The organism is Methylorubrum populi, assembly GCF_002355515.1.
Classification (GTDB): domain Bacteria; phylum Pseudomonadota; class Alphaproteobacteria; order Rhizobiales; family Beijerinckiaceae; genus Methylobacterium; species Methylobacterium populi_A.
In genome coordinates this window covers 16,905-40,450 of sequence record NZ_AP014810.1, presented here as the reverse complement: position 1 = coordinate 40,450, position 23,546 = coordinate 16,905, and the positions used below count along the sequence as shown (strand labels likewise).

The following is a 23,546-nucleotide window of genomic DNA, read 5'->3' as shown; positions in this document are numbered from 1 at the left end:
CCCCTTCTCGCGATTGCGTAAGCATCACGCCAGAAACCCGCATCACGGTACGACCGTGGTGAACAGGTACACGGCGAAGATCACGAGGTGGATGATACCCTGCAGCACCGTCGTGCGCCCGGTGCCAAGCGAGAGCGTGGCGACGATCAGCGTCAGCATGAGCAGCGCCATGCCCTTCAGGTCGAGCCCGAGCACCAGCGTCCACCCCGTCACGAGAGATACGACCGCGACCGCTGGGACTGTGAGCCCGATAGTGGCCAGCGCCGAGCCAAGCGCCAAGTTCATGCTGGTCTGGAGGCGGTCGGCGCGGGCTGCGCGCAACGCTGCGACACCCTCAGGCAGGAGCACGACGCCGGCGATAATGATGCCGACCAGAGCTTTCGGCGCGCCTGCGGCATCGACACTGGCCTCGATCGTCGGGGCGAGCGCCTTGGCGAGGAGCACTACGGCTCCAAGGCAGGCGAGAAGAAGCACAGCGCTCACGGCGGCGGCCCTGGCGCCGGGCGGCGGGGCGTGCGCCTCCTCGTCGTGCGCGGCGTCACCTTCGGGCAGGAAGTAGTCGCGGTGGCGCACGGTTTGCACCAGCACGAAGGCGCCATAGAGCGTGAGAGACGCCAGGGCAACCATCACGAGCTGGCTCGGTGCGTAGACCGGGCCGGCGATGCTGGTCGTCGTATTAGGTAGAACTAGCGTGAGAACCGCCATGGTGGCGAGCGCGGCAAGAGCGGCGTTCACGCCGTAGAGGCCGTAGGCCTGCTCGCCATGGCGCGCAGCGCCGACGAGCAATGACAGGCCGACCATGCCGTTGAGGATGATCATCACGGCCGCGAACACCGTGTCGCGGGCGAGCGCCGCCGTTTCCTCGCCGCCCGCGATCATGAGGGAGACGATCAAAGCCACCTCGATCACGGTCACAGCGAGCGCCAGCACGAGCGTGCCGTAGGGCTCGCCGACCCGATGCGCGACCACTTCGGCGTGGTGAACCGCGGCCAGCACGCAAGCGAAGAGGCCGGCCCCGAGCGCGATCGTCAGCGCGGGATGCGAGACGGCCGCTGAAGCGGCAATGAGCGCCCACCCGCCGATCGGGGCCGTCCACGTCCACGTCGGCAACTTGTCACTTGCCATCTGTCGACTTTCCTCTCCGCCGGCACGATGTGCCGCACCGGCCTGCGGCTGTCGATCGCAACATCAGCCGGAGCTCGATTTCGAGATAGGGGGCGGCGGTAGTGTCGAACGGCAGAGCCCAGGTGAGCTAAAGGCGCGGTTGGCCCAGTTCACCCTGAGGAGTGCGTTTTGGATATGCCCTTGACGGACCGGCCCCGTGCCGGCCGGTCTGCGGCTGAAGAACCGATCAAATCGGACCGGCAGGCCACGACCACGCCAGAACGAATTTCCCAACGCGGAAATCCGAGGAACAAAGGCTCATTCAGCAGCAGCCCTCGTCCGTGGGCGGCGCGGCCGTGCCGCAGCCGCGGCCGTCAGGGGCGTTACGAGCTTCTCGTAGAGGCCGAACAAGTGCTCCACCCGCTCGCGGTCACTGCCGAAGGCCACGCCTCGGTAGAGCCGGTCAACGGCCGCGTCGAGGGCGCGATGGACCTTCCGCAGCTCGGGCCGCATCACGTCGGCGTCGTAGAGATCGGCGAGCGTCGCGCCAGGAAAGCGGGCGCGGGCGTCGAGCACGGCCTGGGCCAGCTCGCGCACCTTAGCTCGCTGCGCGTCGGTCGCCGAAGGCCAGGGAAAGGCGTTGTAGACCACGCCAGCCGAGTATCTATAATCGCTCTTCAGGCGCCCCCCGATGTGTCGCAGCCATGACATATGCATTCGTGAGGTGAGAATACCAAAATGCCAGAGATCAGGATCAAGTAGAACACGAACGAGGTTGCTAGGAATGGTCGGGGGCTCCAGCCAGCCGATCGGAACATACTCCCGACGCTCTGAACTAACCTCTGGGATGGTGAGAAAAGGGCGGTCCGGTATGACCTCCACGTTGTAGCGGTCAGGGTAGTCTGCTATCGCGAGTGTGCTCTTGCGTTGACTCTTAGATCTGAATGCCTTCACCTTCCGCATTCGCTCGACAGTGAGCGGCATCTTGCGAAGATCACCAGGCGAGGCTTTCTTCAGGCACAAGATCCACCGCTGAAGGCCGTTGATGTATTCGACGGAGCCGATGTAGGGCCGCAGGAAGAGGGCTGCTTCAGGCTCCGCCGCCACGAAGGCGGCACGCTCGGCCGCGTCAAAGATGTAGTTCCCATCATCAATGGGCTGCGTCCCGCTCACCAGCCGCGGCACGTCGCAGAGAGGACGGGACCGTTCGTCAACGACAAGATGGCGGTTGGCGACCTGGCCCGCGTCGAAGAGGTAGGCCGTCAGCGCTCCGTGCCGGCTCTCCACCGGATCGGCGTTGATGTTGTCATAGCTGAAAAGCCGCTTCTCCTTCGGTTCCTGATCTCGGCGGGTCAGGCCGACGATGACGACATGCACGTGGGCGACGCCCCGCGCGTCCGATCCCCACGCGAAGGTGCGATGCGCGAAGGCGATCTCAAGCCCGTGACGGTCGAAGAGCAGGGGCCAGAGCTGCGCCACCTGCTCGCCCTGCGTGATCGAGTTCGTGGCGACGAAGCCGATCGGTGCCCGGCCCTGGCGCACGTAGGCCCCAGCTTTCAGAAACCAGGCGGTCACGTAGTCGAGCGTCCCGCCCGAGCCGCCGAGCCCGGCGATCCGGCGCACCTGGGCGCGCTGCGCCTCGGTCTGGTACTTCGCCCCGACGAAAGGCGGGTTGCCAAACACGAAGCTGCACTCGGCCGGCGGCAGCACCGTGGCCCAATCCACCTCCAGGGCGTCCCCGTGCCGGATGTGAGGCGAGGTCTTAAGTGGGATGCGGGCATAGGCCTCGCCGAATTCCAGCGAGAGCCGCACATTCATGATGTGATCCATCATCCACAGCGCCACCTCGGCGATGCGGGCCGGAAACTCCCCGATCTCGATCCCGTAGAACTGGTTCACATCCACCTTGGAGAGGGTGGCCACGTCGAGAAGGGTGCGCTGCCCCTTGGGGTTCAGCTCCTTCAGCACCTCCGTTTCGAGCGCCCGCAGCTCGCGATAGGCGATGATGAGGAAGTTCCCGCAACCGCAGGCCGGGTCGAGGAAGCGCAGCCCGGCGAGCTTGTCCTGAAACGCCCTAAGCGCGTTCGCCCGCCCCGTGTCGCGCCGTGCCCGCAGGCGCTCGAACTCGGCCCGCAGCTCATCCAGGAACAGGGGCTCAATGACCTTCAGGATGTTCCTCTCGGTGGTGTAGTGCGCTCCCGCCGCCCGTCGCTCCTTCGCGTTCATGACCGATTGAAACAGGGAGCCGAAGATCGCCGGCGAGATCGCGTCCCACGAGAATGCGCAGGCGTCCAAGAGCCGTGTCCGCATCTCGGCGTCAAAAGCCGGGATGGGCAGGCGCTCGGCGAAGAGGTCCCCGTTCACGTAGGGGAATTGCTTCAGGTCCGCGTCAAGCTTGGCCTGGCGCCGCTCCAGGGGCGTGTTCAGCACCTCGAACAGGTTGGCGAGCCAAGGCCCTACGTCACTGCCATCCTCACGGGTGCGATCCCGGATCAGGGCCTCGAAGATGTCGCGCTCTTCGAAGATGCCCGTATCGTCGGCGAACAGGCAGAAGAGCAGGCGGACGAGGAAGCGTTCGAGGTCATGGCCCGTGTAGCCCGACGCCTTCAGCGCGTCGTGGAGCTTGCCCATCAGCTCTGAGGCTTCGATGTTGACCTTGGCCTGATCGCGGAACGTGCGCTTTTGGACGCCGAGGATGAAGCCGAAGGCCTGGACGTGCTGGGGCAGCTCGGCAAGCGTGAACCGTAGCTCCGTTCCCTCGTCCAGGTCGTGCAGCTCGAAAGTCTGGAAATCCGAGAGCAGGATGTAGCGGGGTAGCTCGGCCTCCTTCAGGCCAGGGAAGTAGTCGAGCGCCTGCGCCTTGGCCGGGGTGAGGCTGCGGCCGGCGCTCTTTTGCTCGACGAGCAGCACGCCCTTCCAGAACAGGTCGATGAAGCCGCGCTTCGCCCCGAGCAGCTTGACGGGCTCTTCGAAGCTGGCGACCCGCCGGCGCTTGACCCCGAACACCTCGAAGAGGTCGTTGTAGAAGCTTTGCGTTTCGCCCTTCTCGTAACGGGCGTCGCTCCACTCGTCGGCGAACCGCGCCGCCCGGGCCCGGATCTCATTCCAACTCAGCCGCACCGTTTCCACCCCGCCATTTCTTGGGTGCGACCGTAGCCGATCCACCCGAGATCGTCAGTGCTTCAGAGCTCCGCAGACCGATTAGATCCGCACGGTTCCGCGTACCCTCTGGCCCTCGTCCTGGACTTTGAACACCTTGCGGAACATGCGCTTGAACTCACCCCAGGTGTCGGAAGCCTGCATAAGGCCGATGACCTTGGCTAAGTGCTTTTCCAAGTGCGGATTGCCGATGTTCTCGGTGAGGAACTGGTGGTGCTTAAAGCGTCGCCGGCCAGTCTCCGGGTCGACCGGGTTCTGGCTGCGCAGCTCCGCCAACACACCCTCCGGCAGGCGCTCGTACACGAGAGCGTTCGTGAGCCGGCCGACATAGGCCGGCTTCGCTCGGCTCGCCGGGTTGAGGGTCCATCCGTGAAGCCGGTAGATCTCCTCGTAGAATTGGAGCGGAAAGCGCTGCGCCCAGGGAAGCAGCTCCTTAGAGATATATGCCTCTAAGATCTTACTGAGGGCGTTGCGGGTACGGATCTCCTGATACCCTGTGGCCTCGTCGACGAGGGCGATGATGCCGACGCGAGCAAGCCCCCGAACTAGGATCTCGCACCGCTGGGCGATCCGCTCCTGCTGCTTCTGGAGCTTGCCGGCCTCACGCATCTTCAGCACGGCTTCGCAAAGCTCGACGAGCACGTCGGCCTCGTAACCATAAGCTTTGGCGCCGGTCGGGGTCACGAACACGATGGGCGACGAGATGCGGTCCGCCAGTTCCTCCGAGATGAACGGGCGCAGGCGATCGCGCGCGATGAACAGTTCGAACCGGTTCAGGCCCGGCACTTCCGATCCGCCCTTAGCCATGGAGAGGCCTTCGGACATACCCGACACTGTCAATACCCGGCGCTCATCCTCGAGCACGTAGGCCGGAATCGAAATATCACCGATGACGAGGGGCTTCTCCTTCGAGCCGCACACGGCTTTCGGCAGCTGTTCGCGGGAAGGGTCGGCCTTGGCCCATCGCGCTTGCGCCCCAGCACTCGCAATCGCGCTACGCGCCATGGGGGAAAGGGCCTTAGCTCGAGCTTGGCCGCCCTTAGCTTGAACGTTCGACATCGTGTCTCCCATGCTTGCAACAGCAAGCATGGGAGACTGACGCATAATGCTTGCGATTGCAAGCAGACCGAAACCCTGTCGGTCGTCCGCTCTCTCAGGGAGCCCTCGAACGGATAAGGGCAAGGATGCGCCGACTGTAGCCCAGCAGCTCACCTTCATCGATGGGCACGGAGGCGTGATCATCGTTCGAGGCGTGATGGTACTGCCGAGCGTAGTCGTTCAGTTCCTCAAGATCATCGAGGATCGGATGCAGGAGATGAGACGAGCCCGTCTCGCGAACCCGCCTGCAGATCTCGCCCATCATCAAGCCGTCCGGGAACTCACCTGGGCTGACGATCTTGCAGTAGCCTTCCAGAGCTAATCGAAGCTTCTGGGCCACGTTGCGTGCTTCGCCTTGCCCTTCGTGAACGTAACGCTGGATCGCGTCGATGCGCGACTGGTGCTCGGGCTTGAGGTGCTCTTCAACGTCGTGCGGCACCATGTTCGTGCATTGACCCACCCGCACCAGCCGGAGAGCCTTCCTCTCATCAGGAGGCAGCTTATCCCATACCATCTTGATGAAGGTTGGATCGTGAGAGAGTACGACGACCTGCCCGCACTGCTCGCCGCACCGCCTGATCTGGTGAGCTGTTGCGTTCTTGCGGAAGGCATCCTGACTCTGAAACGGGTCATCAAGAATGACGGCGATGTCGGGCTGGGCGGTAGAGCGTTCCAACTGAGCCATGAACAGGGAGAGCGCCAAAGCGCTACGGTCGCCACCACTCAATGTGTTTCGAAAGCTCGGCTCGGCGTGCGTTGTGTTCTCGTTCCCAAGTTCAACCGGGACGTCGTTGATCATCAGTTGATAAGAGGAGCTCGGATAGCCGCGAGGAAACTCTGTCCGTGTTCCCTCAATGCGAAAACCGACCATAAACCTGGCCAAGTGCTTGTTAAGGGTCTGCTGGTAGTCGCGCACCACGCCCGCACTGTAATTTTTTAGCGCGATAACGGCAGTCTCTTTGCGCGTGTCCAAATCGTCGCGCAATGCCTGTAGACGATTATACTCGTCGCAGGAAGTTTTTACCGGATCTTCAAAACGCCGCTTCCGACGCTGCAGGTTTTCCAGGCTGCTCTTTGCGATGGCGACGTCGATGCCGGCGAGCGCGCCGCGCCGTGCCTCGATGACGCGGTTCGCGGCCTCGACGGCGGCGTTGTAGGCAGGAACGTCCTGAAATGCGGCTTCCATGCCGGTCAACGCGGTGCTGAGATCATCGTCGATCTCAACCGCGTCGAGCAAGTTGCGCTCTTTCTGCTCAAGGAGCGCCAGCGCCGCGATCCTTAGACGATCGATTGCCAACCCCAGAGCCTCGGCATCTACCTCCGCCAGCGGCGCCAACTCGCAGTAGCGCGACCAGAATGAAATGGCCTCCGCATTCTGCGCCAGTGTCGTTTCCAGCCTCGATACTGCTGATGTTCCAAGGTGCGCTTCAACCTCCGCCCTTTTGGCTGTGACCGTCTTAAAGAGTTCGCGATAGGCTTCGCTGAAACAAGCTCGATAGGCGGCCACAAGGTCGTTGCCCGAGATGCTCTGCGCGCAGAATGGGCAGTTTTCGCCTCGCAAAAGCGAAAGTCCCTGTGAAAGCCACGCCTGCCCACCTGCTGCCCCGAGGTGGGCCAGGTGAGAGTCGAGCTGGCGCTGTGCGCTGTCGGCCACGTTCTCGAGTGTTCTCGCCAGGATCTCCTCCAGATCACTTGGCAACACCGGTAGACTCAATGGGGTGAGGATGCGGTGGCGCTTGAGAGCTTCTTCTTCCTGCGAACCGCGGAGTAGCCGCTCTGCGTCCGAAATTTTGGCGTCGATGTCAGGATCTGGTTCTAACGCTAAGTAGGCGGCCAGCCGTACGCCAGAGGGGAGGTTGGCCTCCACAGCCTGCTTTGCCGTTCGAAGGGGCGTGTTCAGATCCGAGCGCTCCTTCTCCAGCCTAACAACCTCATGGTGAAGCGAAACGCCCTGCTGCCCCACGATAAGGGAGAACAGCGCCTTTTTGTGCTCAAGATCCACCACCTCGCCGGCATGAACGTTGTCGCGGACGTAGCCGCTGTCGAAGATCGTACAGCCTCCCTGCGGCTGTTTGGACCACTGACCATTCGAGAAGATCGCAACCGTGCCGTCCGCCAGGAGGATTTTGGCCTCTTGCTCAACGGCGCTGTTCAGTGTGCGACGCCCGATGATGTAGCCAGGGTCACCCGTCTGGAGCGATCGGATGACGTCGCAAAGAGTGGTCTTTCCCACCCCGTTCTCAGCGAAGATCAAGGTGTACTTCTTGAAGGTGACATCCTGAGCGGCGTTGAACCCCTCGAAGCGTCCGATGCCCTTCAGCGAGATGATTTTTCTGATCATGCACCAAGCCTAAGAGTGGGCTGCGAGGCGAGCAACCGTGATGAGGCTGGGCCTGATCTGTTGAGACCTTTAGAGCACGGGTTCAGAGGCGGTTACCGTCTGAATGGGTATACCGCTGCGAGACATGGGCGTGAGACGCCGGGTCGCGTCTCAAATTGGTTGTTCTCGGGATTGTGAGACGCTAGGGTGAGCGGATCTAGACCGTTCCGAGACGGATCGCCCTCGCTCATGCCTTCTTACGGCTACGCCCGCGTCAGCACCACGGACCAGGATCTCGGCTTGCAGGAGGCAGCGCTGCGCGCCGCCGGCTGCGACGTAATCCGCACCGAGAAGAAGTCCGGCACCTCGCGCGAGGGCCGGACCGAGCTCGCCACGCTCCTCGACTTCTTGCGCGCTGGCGACACGCTCGTGGTCACCCGGGTCGATCGCCTCGCCCGCTCCATCGGCGACCTCCAGGATGTGGTCCGCGCGCTCAAGGCCAAGGGCGTGGCCTTGCGCGCGACCGAGCAGCCGATCGACACCTCGACGGCGGCCGGCAAAGCCTTCCTCGACATGCTGGGCGTGTTCGCCGAGTTCGAGACCAATCTGCGCCGCGAGCGCCAGATGGAGGGGATCGCGGCTGCCAAGGCGCGCGGTGTCTACAAGGGCAAGGGACGCAAACCCACGATCGATGCTGCCGAAGTACAGCGGCTTCATGCCGACGAGAAGCTCGGGCCGGCCGCAATCGCCAAGCGGCTCGGGATCGGGCGAGCCAGCGTCTATCGGGTGCTCGGGAAGCGAGACGCATCCAAGGTAGCGGCCGCATGATCCCGGTGTTCTCGGCCCATCTCGAGGCTTGCGATCCGGCCCAGAACCGCTGGCGCTCGTATCGGGTCGAGGCCGGCCGGGACCTGTTCGGGACGTGGGTGGTGGCGATCACATTCGGTCGGATCGGGGCGACACGGGGCCGAACCGTCACCTACATCGCCGGCGACGAACTCGGGGCGCAGCGCCTAGCGCGGGCATGCCTGCAACGCCGCGCGTCGGCGCCGCGGCGGATCGGCGTGCCCTACGTTACCCGCGAGCTCATCGACCCGGAAGGGTGGCTGTGAAGCTACACCTTTGATGGTTTAGGTGCATACACCTAAACAGTTCGACTTGGGTGATGTTCTCGGTCAAACCCTTCGCAGCTTACCGCCCATCGACTGACCCGGGCGTCCAGCCCTCCGGCAGCTCGTCGCCTGGCTCCGGCGGGCGGTGGGGCACGCGGGCCAGGATCTCGTTGAGCTGATCGAGCGAGTGGCCCTCCGCACGCCGCTTGAAGAACTCGGCCGCCGTCTCGACGGCCCCGACCTTCTGCGCCACCGCGGTCGCGATCCACTGGTTCAGGCTCACCCCGTCCTCCTTGGCCAGCCGCGCCGCGGCCCGCTTGATCGAGGTGGGAAGCTTGAGGGGGTAGGTTGCCTTGCTCACGTTGCCAGCTCCTGCAGCAGGTCCGCCGGTCGCAACACCCGCACGCCGAAGCGGGGCGCAGCCGACACGAAATCACGCACGTTGTAGGTCACCAGTGCGTCGGCTCGGCCGTTGATGGCCGCCTCGAGCACCAGCTCGTCATCGGTGTCGCGCAGCTGCGGACGCCACCGCAGATGAACGTCCACCGGCTCGATCGCCACCGCGAGGGCGCCTAGAACCCTGTCCACGTCGGCGAGGCTCAGGCCTGAGACCTCGCGCTGCTCCGGCCGCTTGAGCACGTCCTCATACTCGAGGAGCAGGCCAGTCGTGGCGAGCGGGATGACGCGCCGAAAGCGGACCGCTCGGAGGATGGCGAAGCTCGCGCCCGCTTGGCTGCGGAACGCCGACGCGATCACCGAGGTATCCAGCACAACCCGTAACACCGCCCGAGTGTAACATCCCATGCAATGTTGGACCAGACGCAACCAAGCATATAGGTGTATACGCGTTTGACGGTATGACCCGCGGGCGAACCGACCTTGTGGCCGGCCGCGCTCTAGTCGGGGCTGCGCCCCTCCCGGAGCCCGCAGGCGGTCTCCGCCTGCCGGTGACGATCGACTTTCGCATCACGCGGCGGCCTGACGGCCAACATCGCCCTGTGTGGCGGGGCGCCGAGGGGGCTCCGCCCCCTCGCCCCACGGAACGCCGCCTACAGGGCAGCAGGGCCGCTCGGCTGCGCAGGGCTGACGCCCCGCTTGCTCGCGGCCCGGCCGCCCCCGCCCGCATCCCTCCCCCGGCTCCCCCGGTCTCGCCGACGGGCAGGGGTCATGGCGGGGCCCTGACCCCGTCAGGAACGAGGGATGAACACCATGACGAAGCAGACCAAGGGTAAGCCGGGCGCGATGGCCGCAGCGAGCGCGACGGCCCCGGACGCCTATGCTCGGATCACCACCCGTATCGTGGCCGACCTGGAGGGGGGCGTCCGGCCGTGGTGCAAGCCGTGGGGCGGCGAAGGGCTCGGGGCCAGGGTCACGCGGCCGAGGCGGGCGAACGGGAAGCCCTACTCAGGGATAAACACGCTCCTCCTCTGGCTGGAGGCGGTCGAGAAGGGCCACCGCTCGCCCACCTGGATGACCTACCGCCAGGCCCAGGAACTCGGGGGACAGGTCCGGCGCGGCGAGCGCGGGTCCCAGGTCGTCTACATGGGCGAGACCACGAAGCGCCGGCAGGATGAGAGCACGGGCGAGGAAGAGGAGCGGGGCGTCCGCTTCCTCAAGACCTACACGGTTTTCAACGTCGGCCAGATCGACGGCTTGCCCGAAGCCTTCGCGATCCCGCCCGTGACGGACGCCCCTGCCCTCCTCGGCCCGGAGCCCATCGCGCACGCGGAAGCGTTCTTTGCTGCCACGCGAGCCGACATCCGGCATGGAGGCGCGCAGGCCTTCTATCACGCCGGGGCCGATCACATCGGCATGCCGCCCCTCGCCGCCTTCCGTGACGCCGAGAGCTATTACGCCACCCTCGGCCATGAGGCGGTGCACTGGACGCGCCATCCCTCGCGCCTGGACCGGAGCTTCGGCCGCAAGCGCTGGGGCGACGAGGGCTATGCGCGCGAGGAGTTGGTGGCCGAACTCGGGGCCGCATTCCTCGCCGCCGATCTCGGGCTCGCCCTGGAGCCCCGCGAGGACCATGCCGCCTACATCGCGGACTGGATCGCGGTCTTGAAGGGCGACAAGCGGGCGATCTTCTCCGCCGCCGCCCACGCCGAGCGGGCGGTCAAGTTCCTGCACGGCTTGCAGCCGGGAGCCAGGGCCGAGGCCGAGGCTGCCGACCCCAAGGCCGAGCACCGCGCCGCCCCGGCCCGTGCGTTCGAGGCCGCCGCTTAGGCGGCCTCCCCTCCCCCACTCCGATCATCCCATGCCGATCCTGAAAGGGACCGAACCCATGACCGCGACCGTTGACACCACCCTCCCCGCCCCCGCTCAGACCCCGGCCGGCGCGCCCGTCGAGGCGCTGATCCAGCTTACAAAACTCAGCGTAGCCCCCGAGAACGTGCGCCGCACGGACAAGCGCGGTGGCGCCGAGGGGTTGGCCGAGAGCATTGCCGAGGAAGGCCTGTTGCAGAACCTCGTCGTGTTCGAGACCGAGGCTGGCCGTTTCCGCGTCGTCGCCGGCGGCCGACGCCTCGCCGCCCTTAAGCTGTTGGCAAAATCCGGACGCTGGAGCGGCCCCGTGCGCTGCCTCGTGCTCCCGAGCGAGGCGGCGCAGCGCGTCAGCCTCGCCGAGAACGTGATGCGGCGCGCCCTCCACCCCGCCGACGAGTTCGAGGCCTTCGCCGCTCTGATCCACGAGGGGCATGACGCCCCGGAGGTCGCCCGGCGCTTCGGGACCACGCTGCGCCATGTCGAGCAGCGCATGAAGCTCGCCGCCGTCTCCCCTGCCCTCGTCAAAGCCTACCGGGCCGACGAGATGACCTTGGACCAGCTCACCGCCTTCGCCGTGGTGGACGACCACGCCCGGCAGGAGGCGGTGTGGAACACTCATTATGTCCGGGAGAGCACCGGCCAGGGCATCCGGCGCGCGCTCCTGTCCGAGCACGTGCCCGTCACTGACAAACTGGCCCGCTTTGTCACCTTGCAGGCCTACGAGGGGGCGGGCGGGGCGGTCACGCGCGACCTGTTCAGCGACGACGAGGGCGGGACGTGGCTCGCCGACCCCGACTTATTGCGACGCCTCGCGGCCGAGAAGATGGAGCAGGAGGCTGCTGCCCTGTCGGCCGAGGGCTGGGGATGGGTCGAGACCTTCGAGCAGTTCCCCTATTCCGGGTTCTACAACCATGGCCGGGTCTACCCGCGCGCCCTGCCCTTGTCGGACGAGGACCGGGCGGAACTCACCCGCCTCGTGGAGCGGCGCGACGCTATCCTCACCCGCTTGGAAGCCGGGCCGGATGAGACCTTGGCCGAGGAGTTGGCGACCGTCGAGGCGGCGATCGGCACCGTGAGGCAGCGCGACTACGGGTTCACCCCCGAGGACATGGCGCGAGCCGGCGCGGCGGTTGGGCTCACCCACGAGGGCCGGGTGAAGGTGGAGCGCGGCCTTGTCCGCCCCGAGGACGTGCGGCGTGAGAAGAAGGAGCGGGAACGGGCCGAGCGCGCCGAGATCGCCGCAAGCCGGGCTGAGGCGGGCGAGACGGTGACGGAGGCGCCCTCCCCTGCCCTGTCCGATGTGCTCATCGAGGAACTGACCGCGATCCGCACGGCGGCGTTGCGCGTCGAGGTGATGCGCCGGCCGGACCTGGCGTTGGCCGGTGTCGTCCATGCGCTCGCGCTGCCGGTGTTCTACACCCACGCGTGGCGGGCGGAGTCGGCCGTGGAGATCAAGGCCACCAGCACCGACCTCGCCGGCCGGATCGCGGCGGCCGAGGCCTGCCCTGCCCTGACTGCAATGACGGAGGCGCGAGAGGCCTGGGGCTATCGCCTGCCGGGCGACGTGGGTGACCTCTGGGAATGGCTCACCGAGCAGAGCGGGGACACGCTTCTCGACCTCCTCGCCTTCCTCGCCGCGCAGAGCCTGAACGGGGTGAAGCACCGCCACGAGCGCGGCCGGCCGGGGCGGATCGAGCATGCGGACCAGATCGCGGCCTCGGCCGACCTCGATATGCGGGCGTGGTGGAGCGTGGACGCCGCGTTCCTGGCCCGCCTCAGCAAAGCGCAGATCGCGGCGGCCGTGGCGGAGGGTATGGGCCAGGATGCGGGCGAGTTGCCCCCCCTCTTCCTCAAGCTGCCGAAGGCCGAGGCCGTGAGCCGGGCGGCGCAGGCCCTGGAGGGCCGGGGCTGGTTGCCCGAGCCCCTGCGCACCCCGGACCAGGGCGGGAACACCGAGCCCTGTGCCCTGGCCTCCGCGCGGATCACCGTCGAGGTCATCCGCGACACCGACGAGATCGGTCCCGAGCCCGTTCAGGTCGAGGCAGCGGAATAGGCAGACCTCGCCGGGGCCGATCGGCCCCGGCCTCCTCCCAAGGTCGGAAATTGGCGGGCCGCGGCGCATGTGCGCCGCGGCCCGCCGCCGTTTGCAACGGCGGTTGTCCACCCCTGCGGGGCGGAGCGCGCCGGCTGGCGCGCGCAGCAGCCGTTCCCCGGCCCGCTCTCATCGTGAAGGGCCGTAGGGCCGGGGGACGGCTGTGCGTCAACCGTCCGGCGCGCAGCGCCGTCCATCAGCGTTAACGAAGTGTATAGCGTCCCACCTTACAACACCTCTTCACCCCAACACGCATGCAGGTTAGGGTGTATACACGCATAGCTGGATAGGTGTTGCATGAAGGTGCTCTCCATCATCTCGCAGAAGGGCGGCGTCGGGAAAACCACCCTCGCCACGGCTCTCGCCGTCGAGGCGAGCCGCGCCGGGAAGAAGACCGTGCTCTTCGACCTCGACCCCCAGGCCAGCGCCTCGTTCTGGATGGACACCCGCAAGGACACGACGCTCGCCATCACGGCGATCCCGGCCGCTCGCCTCGGCCACGTGCTCGGCGCGGTGCGCGAGGCCGGGTGCGACCTTGCCATCATCGATACGCCGCCCTTCGCCAAGGACATCGCCTTCGAGGCGGCCCAGCAGGCCGACTTCGTGCTCGTGCCTTCCCGTCCGGCGGTCCTTGACGTCATGGCCATGACGCGGACCCTCGACCTGGTGAAGCACTACGGCAAGCCGTTCTCGGCGGTGCTCACCTTTTGCCCGCCGCAGGGGCGCGAGCTGGACGACACGATGGCCGTCATCCGGCAGCTCGGAGCCGAGATCAGCCCCGTGCGGATCGGCAACCGCATCGCCTACTCGCGCGCCCAGCAGACTGGCCTCGCGGCCCAGGAGATCGACCCAGACGGCAAGGCCGCCCAGGAGATTGCAGAGCTTTACGCCTATGTGTGCATGCACCTATACAAAGTGGATGGTATGGGAGTAGCCCATGAAAAACGCCTTGCAAGCGGTGCTCGATAAAGCCTCGTCCGGAGCTGACGCCGCGCCGGCCCCGAAATCTTCTGCCCCGCCCTCTCCGAAACCCGCTCGACAGGCAGCCGCCCGCGTCTCACCCCGACGGAGCGCCCCGGCTGCTGCCGGCGATGATGCCGTTGTTGCTGAGGCCACGCCGCGCTTCCATCGGCCGTCGCGCGAGGACAAGCGCCTCGTCGCGGGCCACTTCGCTCCGAAGGTGGCCAAGCAGCTCAAGCTGATCGCGGTGGAGGACGACACCACCGTCCAGGCGCTCCTCGAAGAGGCCTTGGACCTGCTCTTCGCCAAGAAGGGCAGGGCGCGCATCGCCGACCTCCTGAAGCCCTGACACGCTAACGTGTGTGAGCTTAGACAATGCTACGCTTATAATGGTGTGAGTGCATACACGTGAGCCAGCGGCAGTACATCGATCGGCAGTCCGACCTCTTCGTGCCCTTCGTTGCGGCCGGGCTCTCGCTGCGCGACCAGCGCGAGACCATGGAACGGCCGTTCTTCAGCCTGTCGAAGAACAAGCGCCTGAAGCCGATCGAGTACCGCAGCCCTGACGGCAGCGTGTTCGTGAACGTCTATCCGAACCCCGAGTTCGGCATGGCGACCATCTGGGACGCCGACATCCTGATCTGGGCGGCCTCTGCCCTCACGGACCTCAAGCGGCGAGGGGCGAACGATCTGCCCCGCACCCTGCACTTCCAGCCCTACGACCTCCTCACTACGATCTGTCGCGACACGGGCGGCCGGGAATATGCGCTGCTGCGCAACGCGCTCGCGCGTCTCCAATCCACCTCGATCGTCACGAACATTCGGGCCGAGAAAACCCGCCGCAAGCAGCGCCAGTTCGGCTGGATCGAGTCGTGGTCCGACCTCGTCGACGAGACCACCGACCAGAGCCGCGGCATGAGCATCACGCTCTCCGATTGGTTCTACGAAGGCGTCGTCATGGACGGTGGCGTGCTGGCGATCGACCCGGCCTATTTCTCTCTGACCGGAGGACGAGAGCGCTGGCTGTACCGCGTGGCCCGCAAGCACGCCGGCGGGGCCGGCGCGGCCGGGTTCGCGATCACGCTGCCGACGCTCTTCGAGAAGTCCGGCGCCGAGGGGACGTATCGGCGGTTCAAGTTCGAGATCCAAGGCATCGTTCGCCGCAACGAGCTGCCGGGTTTCCAGCTCGCGCTGGAACTCCCCGACGGCGCCGACGAGCCCATGCTGCGCATGCGCCGCACCAGCAGCGCTGAGGAAGGGGAGGGGACTGGCACGGCCGCACCTGAGGCGCGTCCGCGGCGCGGCGCGAAGGCCTCACGGTCGGCGCCGCCCGAACAGGGCCGGTTCGAGCCCATGTTCCGGTTCCTGACGGATGAGACGATCAACGCCGTGCGGCGCGACTTCCCCGGCTGGGACGTCCATGCTCTCAAGGCCGAGTTCGACATCTGGATCGACGGCGCTGAGAACCGGCAGCCCCAGGACTACCAGGCTGCGTTCTACGGCTTCGTGAAGCGCCACGACGCGCGAAACCGCCACCAGCTCTCGCGCTGAGGCCCGTTCCTGAAGTCCCGACAGTCGGGCCAGGATGCCGAAACGGCTCAAAAACAAGCTTGACAAATCGCCGTGAATCACTTCGCGCGCAAGTCTTTGCTGCGGCTTCGGGATTTCGGGAACGCGGTTGTCGGGACATCAGGAACGCTGCGGCATTCAGGGCACGACCTTGTCGCTCGGGAGATCAGGAACGGTCTGGCGGGACATCAGGAACAAACACATCGGGACTTCGGGAACGGTCTGGCGGGACTTCGGGAACGCCGGATTCTCTCTAAGCCGTTGATCTACAAACAATCTCGCATGCCTTGTCCACAGGCTAACCTTCTAACGAGTCTCAAATAACCTTCTAACCACCGCCTCTTGGGGGCTCCGCCCCCGCCGGCTCACTCCGCCGCTCACGCGGCTCCGCCCCGGGCGCTACGCGCCCTCCCACCCGGCATCCCCAGAATCGGCGTCGGCCTAGTCGGCCGACAGATTCGTGATTTGAGTGGCCTCTTGAGAATCGTGAGCCAAGCGGAACCGTCCTGTTGGCTTCCGAGAAGCCAAGGCAGTTCCGTGGTCGCGAGCTGGACGAGGGCCGAGGCTTGCAGAACCGGGGTAGGGCCGCCTTGCGGCGGCCCTGGAGGGGCGAGGAGGGGATTGGACGTGGCTCGGCAGGGTCGGAGTGAAACGGCCGTTCTGGAGCCTCTGCGAGGGCGGAATCGTCGAGGTTTATTCCGCGGCCGCGCGGATCGGCGCCGTCGGGGCAGGCTGGCCCGGCGGCGGAGCGGACGCGTTCGGGGGATCGAACAGGCCGCGGAACTCCGGATCGGCGTGGTAGACCACCTTGCGCGCGAGGATCGGGGCCTCGCCCGACAGGAACAGCAGGGACGCTTCGGGCCGCAGCCGGCGCACCTCGTCAGGGGTGAGGAGAGCGCGCCGGCCTAAGTGCGTGCTCACCCCCTCGCTCGTCGTGGTGCCCTCGCCCGACCAGTCCCCGCTCTTGGACGAGCTGCCCATCGAGCTCGTCTCGTAGAGGAGCGTCGTATCGCCCAGCGCCCGCGAGACCCAGGCCGCCGTGTCGACGTCGTTGACGTTGAACACCTGCGTGACGCCCGCATTGGCCAGGAAGGTGCCAGCCCTCTGCCCGTAGGTGCTCCGGAGCTGGTGCAGGTCCTGGAGGATGGGCCAGAGCTGGAGGCCGTAGCCGGCCATCAGCCCCATCGCCCGCTCCACCGGCTCGAGGCGACCGAGCGCCGCGAACTCGTCGAGCAGGAACAGGACAGGGGAGGGGGGCTTGTGGGGCGAGCGCGCCAGGGCGGTGATGGCCTGGGCCACCATGAGGCGCAGCCAGCGGCCATAGGCGTCGAGGCGATCGGGTGGCAGCACCAGGAACACGGTGCAGGTGCCCTGTTTCAGGTCGGCGAAGCCGAAGTCCGAGCGGGCCATGACGGCGCCCATACGTGGGCTGTCGAGGAAGTGGGTGTGGCGCTGGGCGGCCGAGAGCACGCCCGAGGCCTCGCGGTCGGACTTCGAGAGGTGGCGGTTGGCGGCCCGCGCCACCAGGCCGCCCGCGGCCGGGCTCGCCTGCATGCACTCGAGGAGGGGCCCGGTGAGAGGATGGTCGAAAACGTACGCTAAGCCCGCCGACCGGTGCGGGCGAGGAGCTTTTCTCCGTCTGGCCTGATCGCCCCCTTGGGCGTGACGTGCCGGTAGAGGGTCTGCCGGGTGATGCCGAGTTCCACGCAGAGGTCGGCGACGCAGGTTTCGGGGTTTCCCATCGCGGCCTGAGCCAGGCGCAGCTTGGCGGGCGTCATCTTGAAGGGGCGACCGCCCCTGCGGCCCCGGGCGCGAGCCGCGGCCAGCCCGGCCTTCGTGCGCTCGGAGATCAACTCGCGCTCGAACTCGGCCAAGCCGGCGAAGATGGCGAACACCAGCCGGCCGTTGGCCGTGGTGGTATCGATCGAGGCGCCTTCGCCCGACAGCACCTTCAGCCCGACGTTGCGCTTCGTGAGATCCCCGACCAGGTTGACGAGGTGGCGCAGGTCGCGGCCGAGCCGGTCGAGCTTCCACACCGCCAGCGTGTCGCCGATCCGTAGCGCCTTGAGGCAGGCCTCGAGCCCGGGACGATCGTCGCGCCGACCGGAGGCGGCATCCTCGTAGATGTGCCCGGGATCGACGCCGGCCGCGACGAGCGCGTCGCGCTGCAGGTCGTGCACTTGGCTGCCGTCGGCCTTGGACACCCGGGCGTAGCCGATCACGGTCGTCATTCATACGTCCGTCTGCGTGACGGAGCGGCATTGCCCGCCGATCGGTCAGCATGATGTCACACAACCCGTCTTGTGGTCTACGCTCCGTGAACAGGCCCGCATTCCTGTTTCGTGACGGATGGGAAGCGGATGCCGGCCAAGACTATCTTGTCACCGGCGCAGCGCGCCGCGATCTTCGACCCGCCTGCCGATCACGCGACGATCGAACGACTCTACACCCTCGGTCCCGCCGACCTCGTGCAGGTGGCACGGCGTCGGCGAGGTCCGAACCGGATCGGCCATGCGGTGCAGCTCTGCTACCTCCGTCATCCCGGACGCGCACTGGTGGCGGGTGAGGCGGTGCCCGACGCGATGCTGGAGTTGCTCGCCGGTCAGATCGGATGCGATGCCACCGACTTCGCCAGCTATGCCGCCCGCCCGACGACGCTGCGCGAGCATCGCGCCGAGATCGAAGCCTGGCTCGGCCTGCGCGCCTTCGAGCGGGCGGACGTGCGATCGATGCTGGCGGTGGGGTCGGAGATCGCCGCCTCGACCGACCGGGGCGAGACGATCGTCGCCGGCATGGTCGATCGGCTGCGGCTGGGCCGGATCGTGCTGCCGGCCGCATCGACGCTGGAACGGCTGGCGCTCATCGTACGGACCCGGGCGCGCAAGGCCGCCCATGCCGGGCTGATCCGAGACTGCCCGGCCGAGCAGCAAGCGGCGCTCGATCGCCTGATCGCCTCGGACGACGACGGCCGCACCCGGCTCGGCTGGATACGGGAGTGGCCGGAGGCGCCGTCGGCTGCCAACCTGAAGGGGATCGTCGAACGGCTCGACGCGGTGCGCGCCATCGGGATCGCGGCGGACGGGGCACGCCGCATCCATGCCGCCCGCTACGCCGTCATCGCGCGCACCGCCGGCCTCGTCACCGCCCAGCACCTGCGCCGCCTCGAACGTCCTCGTCGGCTCGCCATGCTCGTCGCCTCCATGATCGAGATGGAGGCGGCGCTGACCGACGCCGCCCTGGTCATGGTCGAGAAGATGGTGGGCGCGCTGTTCCGCCGTGCCGACCGCACCCGCTCCGACCGGCTGCTCGGGCAAGCGCGGATGCTGAAGGACACGGCCCGCCTCCATGCCCGGCTCGGCCGCCTGCTGGTCGAGGCCCGCGCGAGCGGGCGCGACCCCTTCCGCGCGATCGACGACCGAGTGGGGTGGGATCAGCTGGAACGCAGCATCCGCTTTGCCGAGGATCTGACGCGCTCGGTCGATGACGGCCTGGAGGATGTGGTCGAACGCTATCCCGCCGTGCGGCGGTTCGCCCCGACCTTCCTCGCCGCCTTCACCTTCCGCACGGCGCGGTCGGGCGATCCGCTTCTCGGTGCGATCGAGGCGCTGCGGACGATGTACCGCGACGGTCGATCGGTCCTGCCGAAGCGGGTGCCGACCAGCTTCATCAGGCCGCGCTGGCGCAAGGTCGTGCAGCCGGTCGAAGGGACGATCGACCGGCGCGCCTACGAGATCGCGGTGATCGTCCACCTGCGCGAGCGGCTGGCCTCGGGCAGCATCTGGGTGGACGGCAGCCGCGCCTATCGCACGCTCGACGATTATCTGCTGCCCGTGCCCGCGTTCGAGACGATGCGCGCCGATGGCAACCTGCGCCTCGCCGTGTCGCCTGGGTTTGCCCAATGGCATGAGGAGCGCCGCACGCTCCTGGCCCGGCGTATGACCGAGGTGGAGCGCGCCGCCGCGGCCGGTGGGCTGGTCGACGTGACGATCGAGCGCGGGCAGCTACTGATCTCACCCATCCGGCGCTCCCCGGCCGACGAGGCCGAGGCGTTGAAGAGCCAGCTCTACGCGATGCTGCCGCGTGTCCGCATCACCGACCTGCTGGTGGAGGTCGCCGCCTGGTCGGGGTTCGCCGACCGCTTCGTCCATGCCCGCAGCGGCGTACCCGCTTCCGACCCGGCCGCGCTGATGGGCGCGATCCTCGCCGACGCGACCAACCTGGGCCTCGGGCGCATGGCGGAAAGCTCGCGCGGGCTGACGCTGCCGCGCCTGCGCTGGACAGCGGAATGGCATGTGCGCGACGAGACCTACCTGTCGGCGCTGGCGGCGATCGTCGATTGCCACACCGTGCATCCGCTCGCCGCGGTCTGGGGCCCGGGCGACACGTCGTCGTCGGACGGGCAGTTCTTCCGCGCCGGCGGTCAGGGCGAGGCGCGCGCCGATCGCAACGCCCGCTACGGCACCGAACCCGGTGTGCTGTTCTACACGCACGTCACCGACCGCTTCACGCCGTTCCACACCAAGGTCATCGCCGCCAATGCCGGCGAGGCCGCCCATGTCCTCGACGGCCTGCTCGATCATGAGAGCGACCTGGTCATCCGCGAGCATGCGACCGACACCGCGGGCGCGGTCGATCATGTCTTCGGCCTGTGCCACCTGCTCGGCTTCCGCTTCGCGCCGCGCATCCGCGATATCAACGAACGCCGGCTGTACGGCCTGTCGCCGCTCGACCCGTGGCCGACGCTGCGCCCGCTCGTCGCCGGGCCGGTCAACGTCCGCGCCATCGAGGCGGACTGGGACGAGACGCTCCGGCTCGCCGCCTCGATCCGGGCCGGCACCGTCAGCGCCTCGGTCATGCTGCGCAAGCTCGCGGGCTATCCGCGCCAGAACCCCGTGGCGCGTGCGCTGCGCGAGGTCGGGCGGGTCGAGCGCACCCTGTTCATGCTCGACTGGTTCGACGATCCCGGCCAGCGGCGCCGGACCGGCAGCATCCTCAACAAGGGCGAGGCCCGCAACGCGCTCGCCCGCGCCATCTTCTTCAACCGCCTCGGCGAGCTGCGCGACCGCACCTTCGAGAACCAGCGCCATCGTGCCTCCGGCCTGACCCTCGTGACCGCGGCCGTCACGCTGTGGAACACCGTCTATCTCGATCGCGCCGTCCGCCATCTGCGCGGCAGCGGCGTCGCGGTGCCCGACGAACGGCTCGCCCACGTCGCCCCGCTGGGCTGGGAGCATGTCGGCCTCACCGGCGACTACCTCTGGGCCGAAATCGACAAGCCCCGCGAACGGCTCAGGCCGCTCCGCCTCCACCAGCAAGGCCGCGACGCTTAGCGTACGTTTTCGACCATCCTCTCACCGGTCCCCGAGGAGAGCTGAGAAGGCGACAGGGGCCAGGGTGACGAGCTCGCGCACGGTGCCCAGCGTCCGCCGATACGGCTCCTCGCTGGCTGCGACGTGCAGGATGAGGCCGGTGAGGAGGGCCTTCGCCTCCTCGTTCCAGTGCGGTTCGGAGGAGCCCGGCGGATCGGAGACGAGGGCATCGGCGAGGGTGGTGGCGTCCTCGGCCGCGTCGGGCGAGGCGGGGTCGATTGCGTCGAGCGGGTTGTAGGCGGCCGAGATCGATCCTGAGATCCCGAATGGGTCGAGGATGTGGACGGGGCCGAAGCGGCGACGCCGGCGGGCCGTGACCCGGGCGTTCTCGCCCTTGGGGTCGATGCACAGCACGGAGCGCTCGGCGGTGAGCAGGTTCGGGATCACGGCGCCGACACCCTTGCCGGAGCGGGTTGGGGCCAGCGTGAGCAGATGCTGCTCGCCCCCATAGCGCAGGAGCCGGCCGCGCTGCTTATCCTCGCGGCCAATGACGAGGCCGGTGCTGCTCTCGCCAGCGAGGAGGGCGCGCACGCGCTGTGCGCTCATGAAGCGGGCCGAGCCGAACACGTCCTGGCCGGGGGAGGACATGAGGCGTCGGTAGAGCCAGCCGGCGCCGAAGTAGATCACGGGCCAGCAAACGAGGAATGCGAAGAGCGCCGCTCGGTCGGCAGCGCGATGCTCCCAGCCGAGCACGTCGTGCAGGCCGTGGAGCACCGCCCAGCCCACCGTCCAGTAGGAGAGAGCGCCAGCGAGGACGAACGGAAGAACGTAACGGATCATGCTTGATCGCTTGTGTTGTGCGGCGAGAGGATGGGCATCACCAGGCCTCCTCGGGTGGTGCCGCCCACTCGGCTGCGAGTTGGGCGCCGGCGCGGTCGAGCGGGCCCCGGCGCCCTCCTCCACCCTTCGAGCGCGACCGGCCTACGTTCGTGCGCCCGAGCCGGCGGCGGAGTTGGCGGGCGCTCGCGACGGCGAGGTAGGCCAAGCCCTCGTCATCAAGAGCCGTCACGAGCTCGTCGAGGTCGAAGGCGGTGGCCCGTGCGGCGAAGGCGGCCGTCGTGTCCAACGCGGCCGCAGGTGAGGTGACGTCTGGCGATGGTTGCGCCGGTCGCCGCGGGGCGCGCGGCGCCGGCGGTGGAGGCGTCCAGCCGAAGAGGTCGGCTTGGCGCTCGTCCGATCGAGCATGGCGCGCCATCACGCGGAGATCTCCGCGGCGGCCTCGCCGGTCGCCTCGGCCCGCAGCGCCGCGCGGCCGCGCTCCCGCCAGGTGGTGATGCGGGCGAGCGGGGAGGGGTGTCCGGGCGTGGGCTCCTGCAGCTCGTCGGCAAGGTGCATGAGCGCGCCCAGGATCACGGCGCGCGTGTCGGGCTCGGCCGTGCCGATGATCTCCTCGAGGCCGCTCCTGGCGACGAGGCCGCCGAGCTCGATGAGGCGACGGGTGCGGGCGCGGCGTTCCATGACCCAGGTTCTCGTGTCCGACCGGGCGCGAGCGGCTTCAGCTCGCCTGATGCTCGCCGTCGCTCGGCGCAGCGCCGCCGAGGTCGCCTGCGCTTCCTTGAGCAGCGTCGCCGGCGCCATTCGCCCCGGAGCCGCGGGCGCGCTTCTCGCGGCGAAAGAAGCCCTCGCCCTTCCGCCGCCACGCCTCCTTCGCGCTCGCGTCGCCCTTAGCCTTCTCGATCGCGTCGAGGAGCACGCCGGCGAGCGTCTCGGGATCCAGGCTGTCAGCACCGGTGGCCGAGACGATCTCACCGAGCTGGACGGTTCGCTTGGCGCGGAGCTGCTTCTGACGATCCTGGAGGGCTTTCAGCTCGGCGTCGATGTCACGCGGTTTGCGCATCAGGCGGGTTCTCCTTCGATGGTGGCAGGCTTCACGCGCTGCCAGAGCGCGTCGACCTCGTCTGGCGTCATGGCTCCTTCGCTCGCGGCCTCTGCCATACTGGCGAGGCGGCCGGCGAGGATGGCGCGTGCGACGGGCACGAGCTGGTCCTCGGGGTAGGTCGGGTGGACCCAGACCGCCACCTCCATATCGTCGAGGCCGTCGTGGTCGATGGCGAACACGACGCGATGGTAGGTCTCCGTGAAACCGGGCCGCTCCTGATCGCGCAGAATGCCGGCCTGGGTGATCGCGGTTGGGAACTGCATCGGCTCACCCCGTCATGCGTCGCGGTGCCGACACCACGCCCTCGGTCGCGACCGCGAGGGCGTACTCGGCATCCTTCATCTCGGCTTCGGCGGCGAGCACGGCGCGTTCGGCAGCGCTGAACGCGACCAGCAGTTCCGGCCAGACCACGCCACCCACGACGGCCTCGGCAGCCGCGATCTCCTCAGCTCGGGCGTCTCGCCTGTCATAAGCCTCGCCCAGTGCCTTGCGTGCGGCATGTAGCCGGTCCTGTAATCCTGCAAGCTCGTCGTCCTCGACGGCCACCATCGTCGCACTCCCCGTTTGACGCAGAAGCTAGCCGCTTCGACCGACACAGCCAACCCAGCTTGACCAGGAG

21 protein-coding genes and 1 pseudogene are annotated in these 23,546 nt (G+C 67.5%); 8 read left to right on the top strand and 14 right to left on the bottom strand.

The genetic code is table 11. The features are described 5' to 3' along the window. Positions 1 to 42: 42 nt before the first annotated feature. The 4 genes from MPPM_RS26715 to MPPM_RS26700 all read right to left on the bottom strand — a co-directional run bounded on the left by MPPM_RS26715 (position 43) and on the right by MPPM_RS26700 (position 7,702). Complete coding sequence (locus tag MPPM_RS26715) at positions 43 to 1,125, bottom strand: calcium:cation antiporter (RefSeq protein WP_063987510.1); 1,083 nt, start codon at positions 1,123 to 1,125, stop codon at positions 43 to 45. A gap of 297 nt (positions 1,126 to 1,422) precedes the next feature. Beyond that, positions 1,423 to 4,224, bottom strand: a complete 2,802-nt coding sequence (locus MPPM_RS26710; protein WP_063987531.1) for a class I SAM-dependent DNA methyltransferase — start codon at positions 4,222 to 4,224, stop codon at positions 1,423 to 1,425. 81 nt (positions 4,225 to 4,305) lie between these two features. Next, positions 4,306 to 5,268, bottom strand: a complete 963-nt coding sequence (locus MPPM_RS26705; protein ID WP_162296284.1) for a P63C domain-containing protein — start codon at positions 5,266 to 5,268, stop codon at positions 4,306 to 4,308. A gap of 148 nt (positions 5,269 to 5,416) precedes the next feature. Further along, positions 5,417 to 7,702, bottom strand: coding sequence for an AAA family ATPase (locus MPPM_RS26700; protein WP_063987511.1), 2,286 nt, complete (start codon positions 7,700 to 7,702; stop codon positions 5,417 to 5,419). Between the two features lie 228 nt (positions 7,703 to 7,930). Between MPPM_RS26700 and MPPM_RS26695 the strand changes: the two genes are divergently transcribed. Together MPPM_RS26695 and MPPM_RS28315 are read left to right on the top strand one after the other, a co-directional pair. Next, complete coding sequence (locus MPPM_RS26695; protein WP_063987512.1) at positions 7,931 to 8,509, top strand: recombinase family protein; 579 nt, start codon at positions 7,931 to 7,933, stop codon at positions 8,507 to 8,509. Beyond that, positions 8,506 to 8,793, top strand: coding sequence for a WGR domain-containing protein (locus tag MPPM_RS28315; protein ID WP_063987513.1), 288 nt, complete (start codon positions 8,506 to 8,508; stop codon positions 8,791 to 8,793). The genes MPPM_RS26695 and MPPM_RS28315 overlap by 4 nt, the downstream gene beginning before the upstream one ends. A 79-nt stretch (positions 8,794 to 8,872) precedes the next feature. On the opposite strand, the gene MPPM_RS26685 is transcribed toward MPPM_RS28315, so the two are convergent. Both MPPM_RS26685 and MPPM_RS26680 read right to left on the bottom strand, forming a co-directional pair. Further along, positions 8,873 to 9,154, bottom strand: coding sequence for a toxin-antitoxin system HicB family antitoxin (locus MPPM_RS26685; RefSeq protein WP_063987514.1), 282 nt, complete (start codon positions 9,152 to 9,154; stop codon positions 8,873 to 8,875). After that, positions 9,151 to 9,564 carry a putative toxin-antitoxin system toxin component, PIN family gene (locus MPPM_RS26680; protein ID WP_345968735.1) on the bottom strand — a complete coding sequence of 138 codons (414 nt, stop codon included), beginning with the start codon at positions 9,562 to 9,564 and terminating at the stop codon, positions 9,151 to 9,153. Before MPPM_RS26680 ends, MPPM_RS26685 begins: the two co-directional genes overlap by 4 nt. A 438-nt stretch (positions 9,565 to 10,002) precedes the next feature. On the opposite strand from MPPM_RS26680, the gene MPPM_RS26675 reads away from it, so the two are divergent. The 5 genes from MPPM_RS26675 to MPPM_RS26655 all read left to right on the top strand — a co-directional run bounded on the left by MPPM_RS26675 (position 10,003) and on the right by MPPM_RS26655 (position 15,661). Continuing rightward, positions 10,003 to 11,019, top strand: a complete 1,017-nt coding sequence (locus MPPM_RS26675; protein ID WP_063987533.1) for an ArdC family protein — start codon at positions 10,003 to 10,005, stop codon at positions 11,017 to 11,019. 58 nt (positions 11,020 to 11,077) lie between these two features. Beyond that, positions 11,078 to 13,111 carry a ParB/RepB/Spo0J family partition protein gene (locus MPPM_RS26670; RefSeq protein WP_244573600.1) on the top strand — a complete coding sequence of 678 codons (2,034 nt, stop codon included), beginning with the start codon at positions 11,078 to 11,080 and terminating at the stop codon, positions 13,109 to 13,111. A gap of 336 nt (positions 13,112 to 13,447) precedes the next feature. Next, positions 13,448 to 14,119: an AAA family ATPase gene (locus tag MPPM_RS26665; protein ID WP_063987517.1), complete on the top strand. Its 672-nt coding sequence runs from the start codon at positions 13,448 to 13,450 to the stop codon at positions 14,117 to 14,119. Continuing rightward, positions 14,088 to 14,459: a ribbon-helix-helix domain-containing protein gene (locus MPPM_RS26660; protein WP_063987518.1), complete on the top strand. Its 372-nt coding sequence runs from the start codon at positions 14,088 to 14,090 to the stop codon at positions 14,457 to 14,459. Before MPPM_RS26665 ends, MPPM_RS26660 begins: the two co-directional genes overlap by 32 nt. Positions 14,460 to 14,518: 59 nt before the next feature. Further along, positions 14,519 to 15,661 (top strand): replication initiator protein A, encoded by a 1,143-nt coding sequence (locus MPPM_RS26655; RefSeq protein WP_063987519.1) that lies wholly within the window; start codon positions 14,519 to 14,521, stop codon positions 15,659 to 15,661. 711 nt (positions 15,662 to 16,372) lie between these two features. Here MPPM_RS26655 and MPPM_RS26650 read toward each other — a convergent pair. Together MPPM_RS26650 and MPPM_RS26645 are read right to left on the bottom strand one after the other, a co-directional pair. After that, positions 16,373 to 17,245, bottom strand: a pseudogene (locus MPPM_RS26650) (type IV secretory system conjugative DNA transfer family protein); the annotation flags it as partial. A 32-nt stretch (positions 17,246 to 17,277) separates the two neighbouring features. Continuing rightward, a complete protein-coding gene (locus MPPM_RS26645) occupies positions 17,278 to 17,910 on the bottom strand; it encodes a recombinase family protein (RefSeq protein WP_096488053.1) in 633 nt (210 codons plus the stop codon). Between the two features lie 129 nt (positions 17,911 to 18,039). Between MPPM_RS26645 and MPPM_RS26640 the strand changes: the two genes are divergently transcribed. Continuing rightward, the gene (locus MPPM_RS26640) at positions 18,040 to 21,009 is read left to right on the top strand and encodes a Tn3 family transposase (protein WP_096488052.1); all 2,970 of its coding nucleotides are present in this window, start codon (positions 18,040 to 18,042) and stop codon (positions 21,007 to 21,009) included. A gap of 21 nt (positions 21,010 to 21,030) precedes the next feature. On the opposite strand, the gene MPPM_RS29410 is transcribed toward MPPM_RS26640, so the two are convergent. The 6 genes from MPPM_RS29410 to MPPM_RS26610 form a co-directional block, all read right to left on the bottom strand. After that, the gene (locus MPPM_RS29410; protein WP_096488051.1) at positions 21,031 to 21,828 is read right to left on the bottom strand and encodes a type IV secretory system conjugative DNA transfer family protein; all 798 of its coding nucleotides are present in this window, start codon (positions 21,826 to 21,828) and stop codon (positions 21,031 to 21,033) included. 37 nt (positions 21,829 to 21,865) lie between these two features. Further along, a complete protein-coding gene (locus MPPM_RS26630) occupies positions 21,866 to 22,114 on the bottom strand; it encodes a hypothetical protein (RefSeq protein WP_063987521.1) in 249 nt (82 codons plus the stop codon). A gap of 128 nt (positions 22,115 to 22,242) precedes the next feature. After that, the gene (locus MPPM_RS26625) at positions 22,243 to 22,506 is read right to left on the bottom strand and encodes a conjugal transfer protein TraD (RefSeq protein ID WP_063987522.1); all 264 of its coding nucleotides are present in this window, start codon (positions 22,504 to 22,506) and stop codon (positions 22,243 to 22,245) included. Between the two features lie 37 nt (positions 22,507 to 22,543). After that, positions 22,544 to 22,885, bottom strand: coding sequence for a conjugal transfer protein TraD (locus tag MPPM_RS26620; RefSeq protein WP_063987523.1), 342 nt, complete (start codon positions 22,883 to 22,885; stop codon positions 22,544 to 22,546). Continuing rightward, positions 22,885 to 23,190: a hypothetical protein gene (locus MPPM_RS26615; protein WP_063987524.1), complete on the bottom strand. Its 306-nt coding sequence runs from the start codon at positions 23,188 to 23,190 to the stop codon at positions 22,885 to 22,887. The genes MPPM_RS26620 and MPPM_RS26615 overlap by 1 nt, the downstream gene beginning before the upstream one ends. Positions 23,191 to 23,194: 4 nt before the next feature. Further along, positions 23,195 to 23,476: a hypothetical protein gene (locus tag MPPM_RS26610; protein WP_063987525.1), complete on the bottom strand. Its 282-nt coding sequence runs from the start codon at positions 23,474 to 23,476 to the stop codon at positions 23,195 to 23,197. Positions 23,477 to 23,546 lie beyond the last annotated feature (70 nt).

Bases quoted from the DNA above. Each gene is read 5' to 3' on its own strand.
- MPPM_RS26660 (WP_063987518.1), top strand. From the start codon at position 14,088: ATGAAAAACGCCTTGCAAGCGGTGCTCGATAAAGCCTCGTCCGGAGCT.
- MPPM_RS26665 (WP_063987517.1), top strand. From the start codon at position 13,448: ATGAAGGTGCTCTCCATCATCTCGCAGAAGGGCGGCGTCGGGAAAACC.
- MPPM_RS26670 (WP_244573600.1), top strand. From the start codon at position 11,078: ATGACCGCGACCGTTGACACCACCCTCCCCGCCCCCGCTCAGACCCCG.
- MPPM_RS26675 (WP_063987533.1), top strand. From the start codon at position 10,003: ATGACGAAGCAGACCAAGGGTAAGCCGGGCGCGATGGCCGCAGCGAGC.
- MPPM_RS26625 (WP_063987522.1), bottom strand. From the start codon at position 22,506: ATGGAACGCCGCGCCCGCACCCGTCGCCTCATCGAGCTCGGCGGCCTC.
- MPPM_RS26615 (WP_063987524.1), bottom strand. From the start codon at position 23,190: ATGCAGTTCCCAACCGCGATCACCCAGGCCGGCATTCTGCGCGATCAG.
- MPPM_RS26695 (WP_063987512.1), top strand. From the start codon at position 7,931: ATGCCTTCTTACGGCTACGCCCGCGTCAGCACCACGGACCAGGATCTC.
- MPPM_RS26640 (WP_096488052.1), top strand. From the start codon at position 18,040: ATGCCGGCCAAGACTATCTTGTCACCGGCGCAGCGCGCCGCGATCTTC.
- MPPM_RS29410 (WP_096488051.1), bottom strand. From the start codon at position 21,828: ATGATCCGTTACGTTCTTCCGTTCGTCCTCGCTGGCGCTCTCTCCTAC.
- MPPM_RS28315 (WP_063987513.1), top strand. From the start codon at position 8,506: ATGATCCCGGTGTTCTCGGCCCATCTCGAGGCTTGCGATCCGGCCCAG.
- MPPM_RS26705 (WP_162296284.1), bottom strand. From the start codon at position 5,268: ATGGCGCGTAGCGCGATTGCGAGTGCTGGGGCGCAAGCGCGATGGGCC.
- MPPM_RS26620 (WP_063987523.1), bottom strand. From the start codon at position 22,885: ATGCGCAAACCGCGTGACATCGACGCCGAGCTGAAAGCCCTCCAGGAT.
- MPPM_RS26700 (WP_063987511.1), bottom strand. From the start codon at position 7,702: ATGATCAGAAAAATCATCTCGCTGAAGGGCATCGGACGCTTCGAGGGG.
- MPPM_RS26715 (WP_063987510.1), bottom strand. From the start codon at position 1,125: ATGGCAAGTGACAAGTTGCCGACGTGGACGTGGACGGCCCCGATCGGC.
- MPPM_RS26610 (WP_063987525.1), bottom strand. From the start codon at position 23,476: ATGGTGGCCGTCGAGGACGACGAGCTTGCAGGATTACAGGACCGGCTA.
- MPPM_RS26645 (WP_096488053.1), bottom strand. From the start codon at position 17,910: ATGACGACCGTGATCGGCTACGCCCGGGTGTCCAAGGCCGACGGCAGC.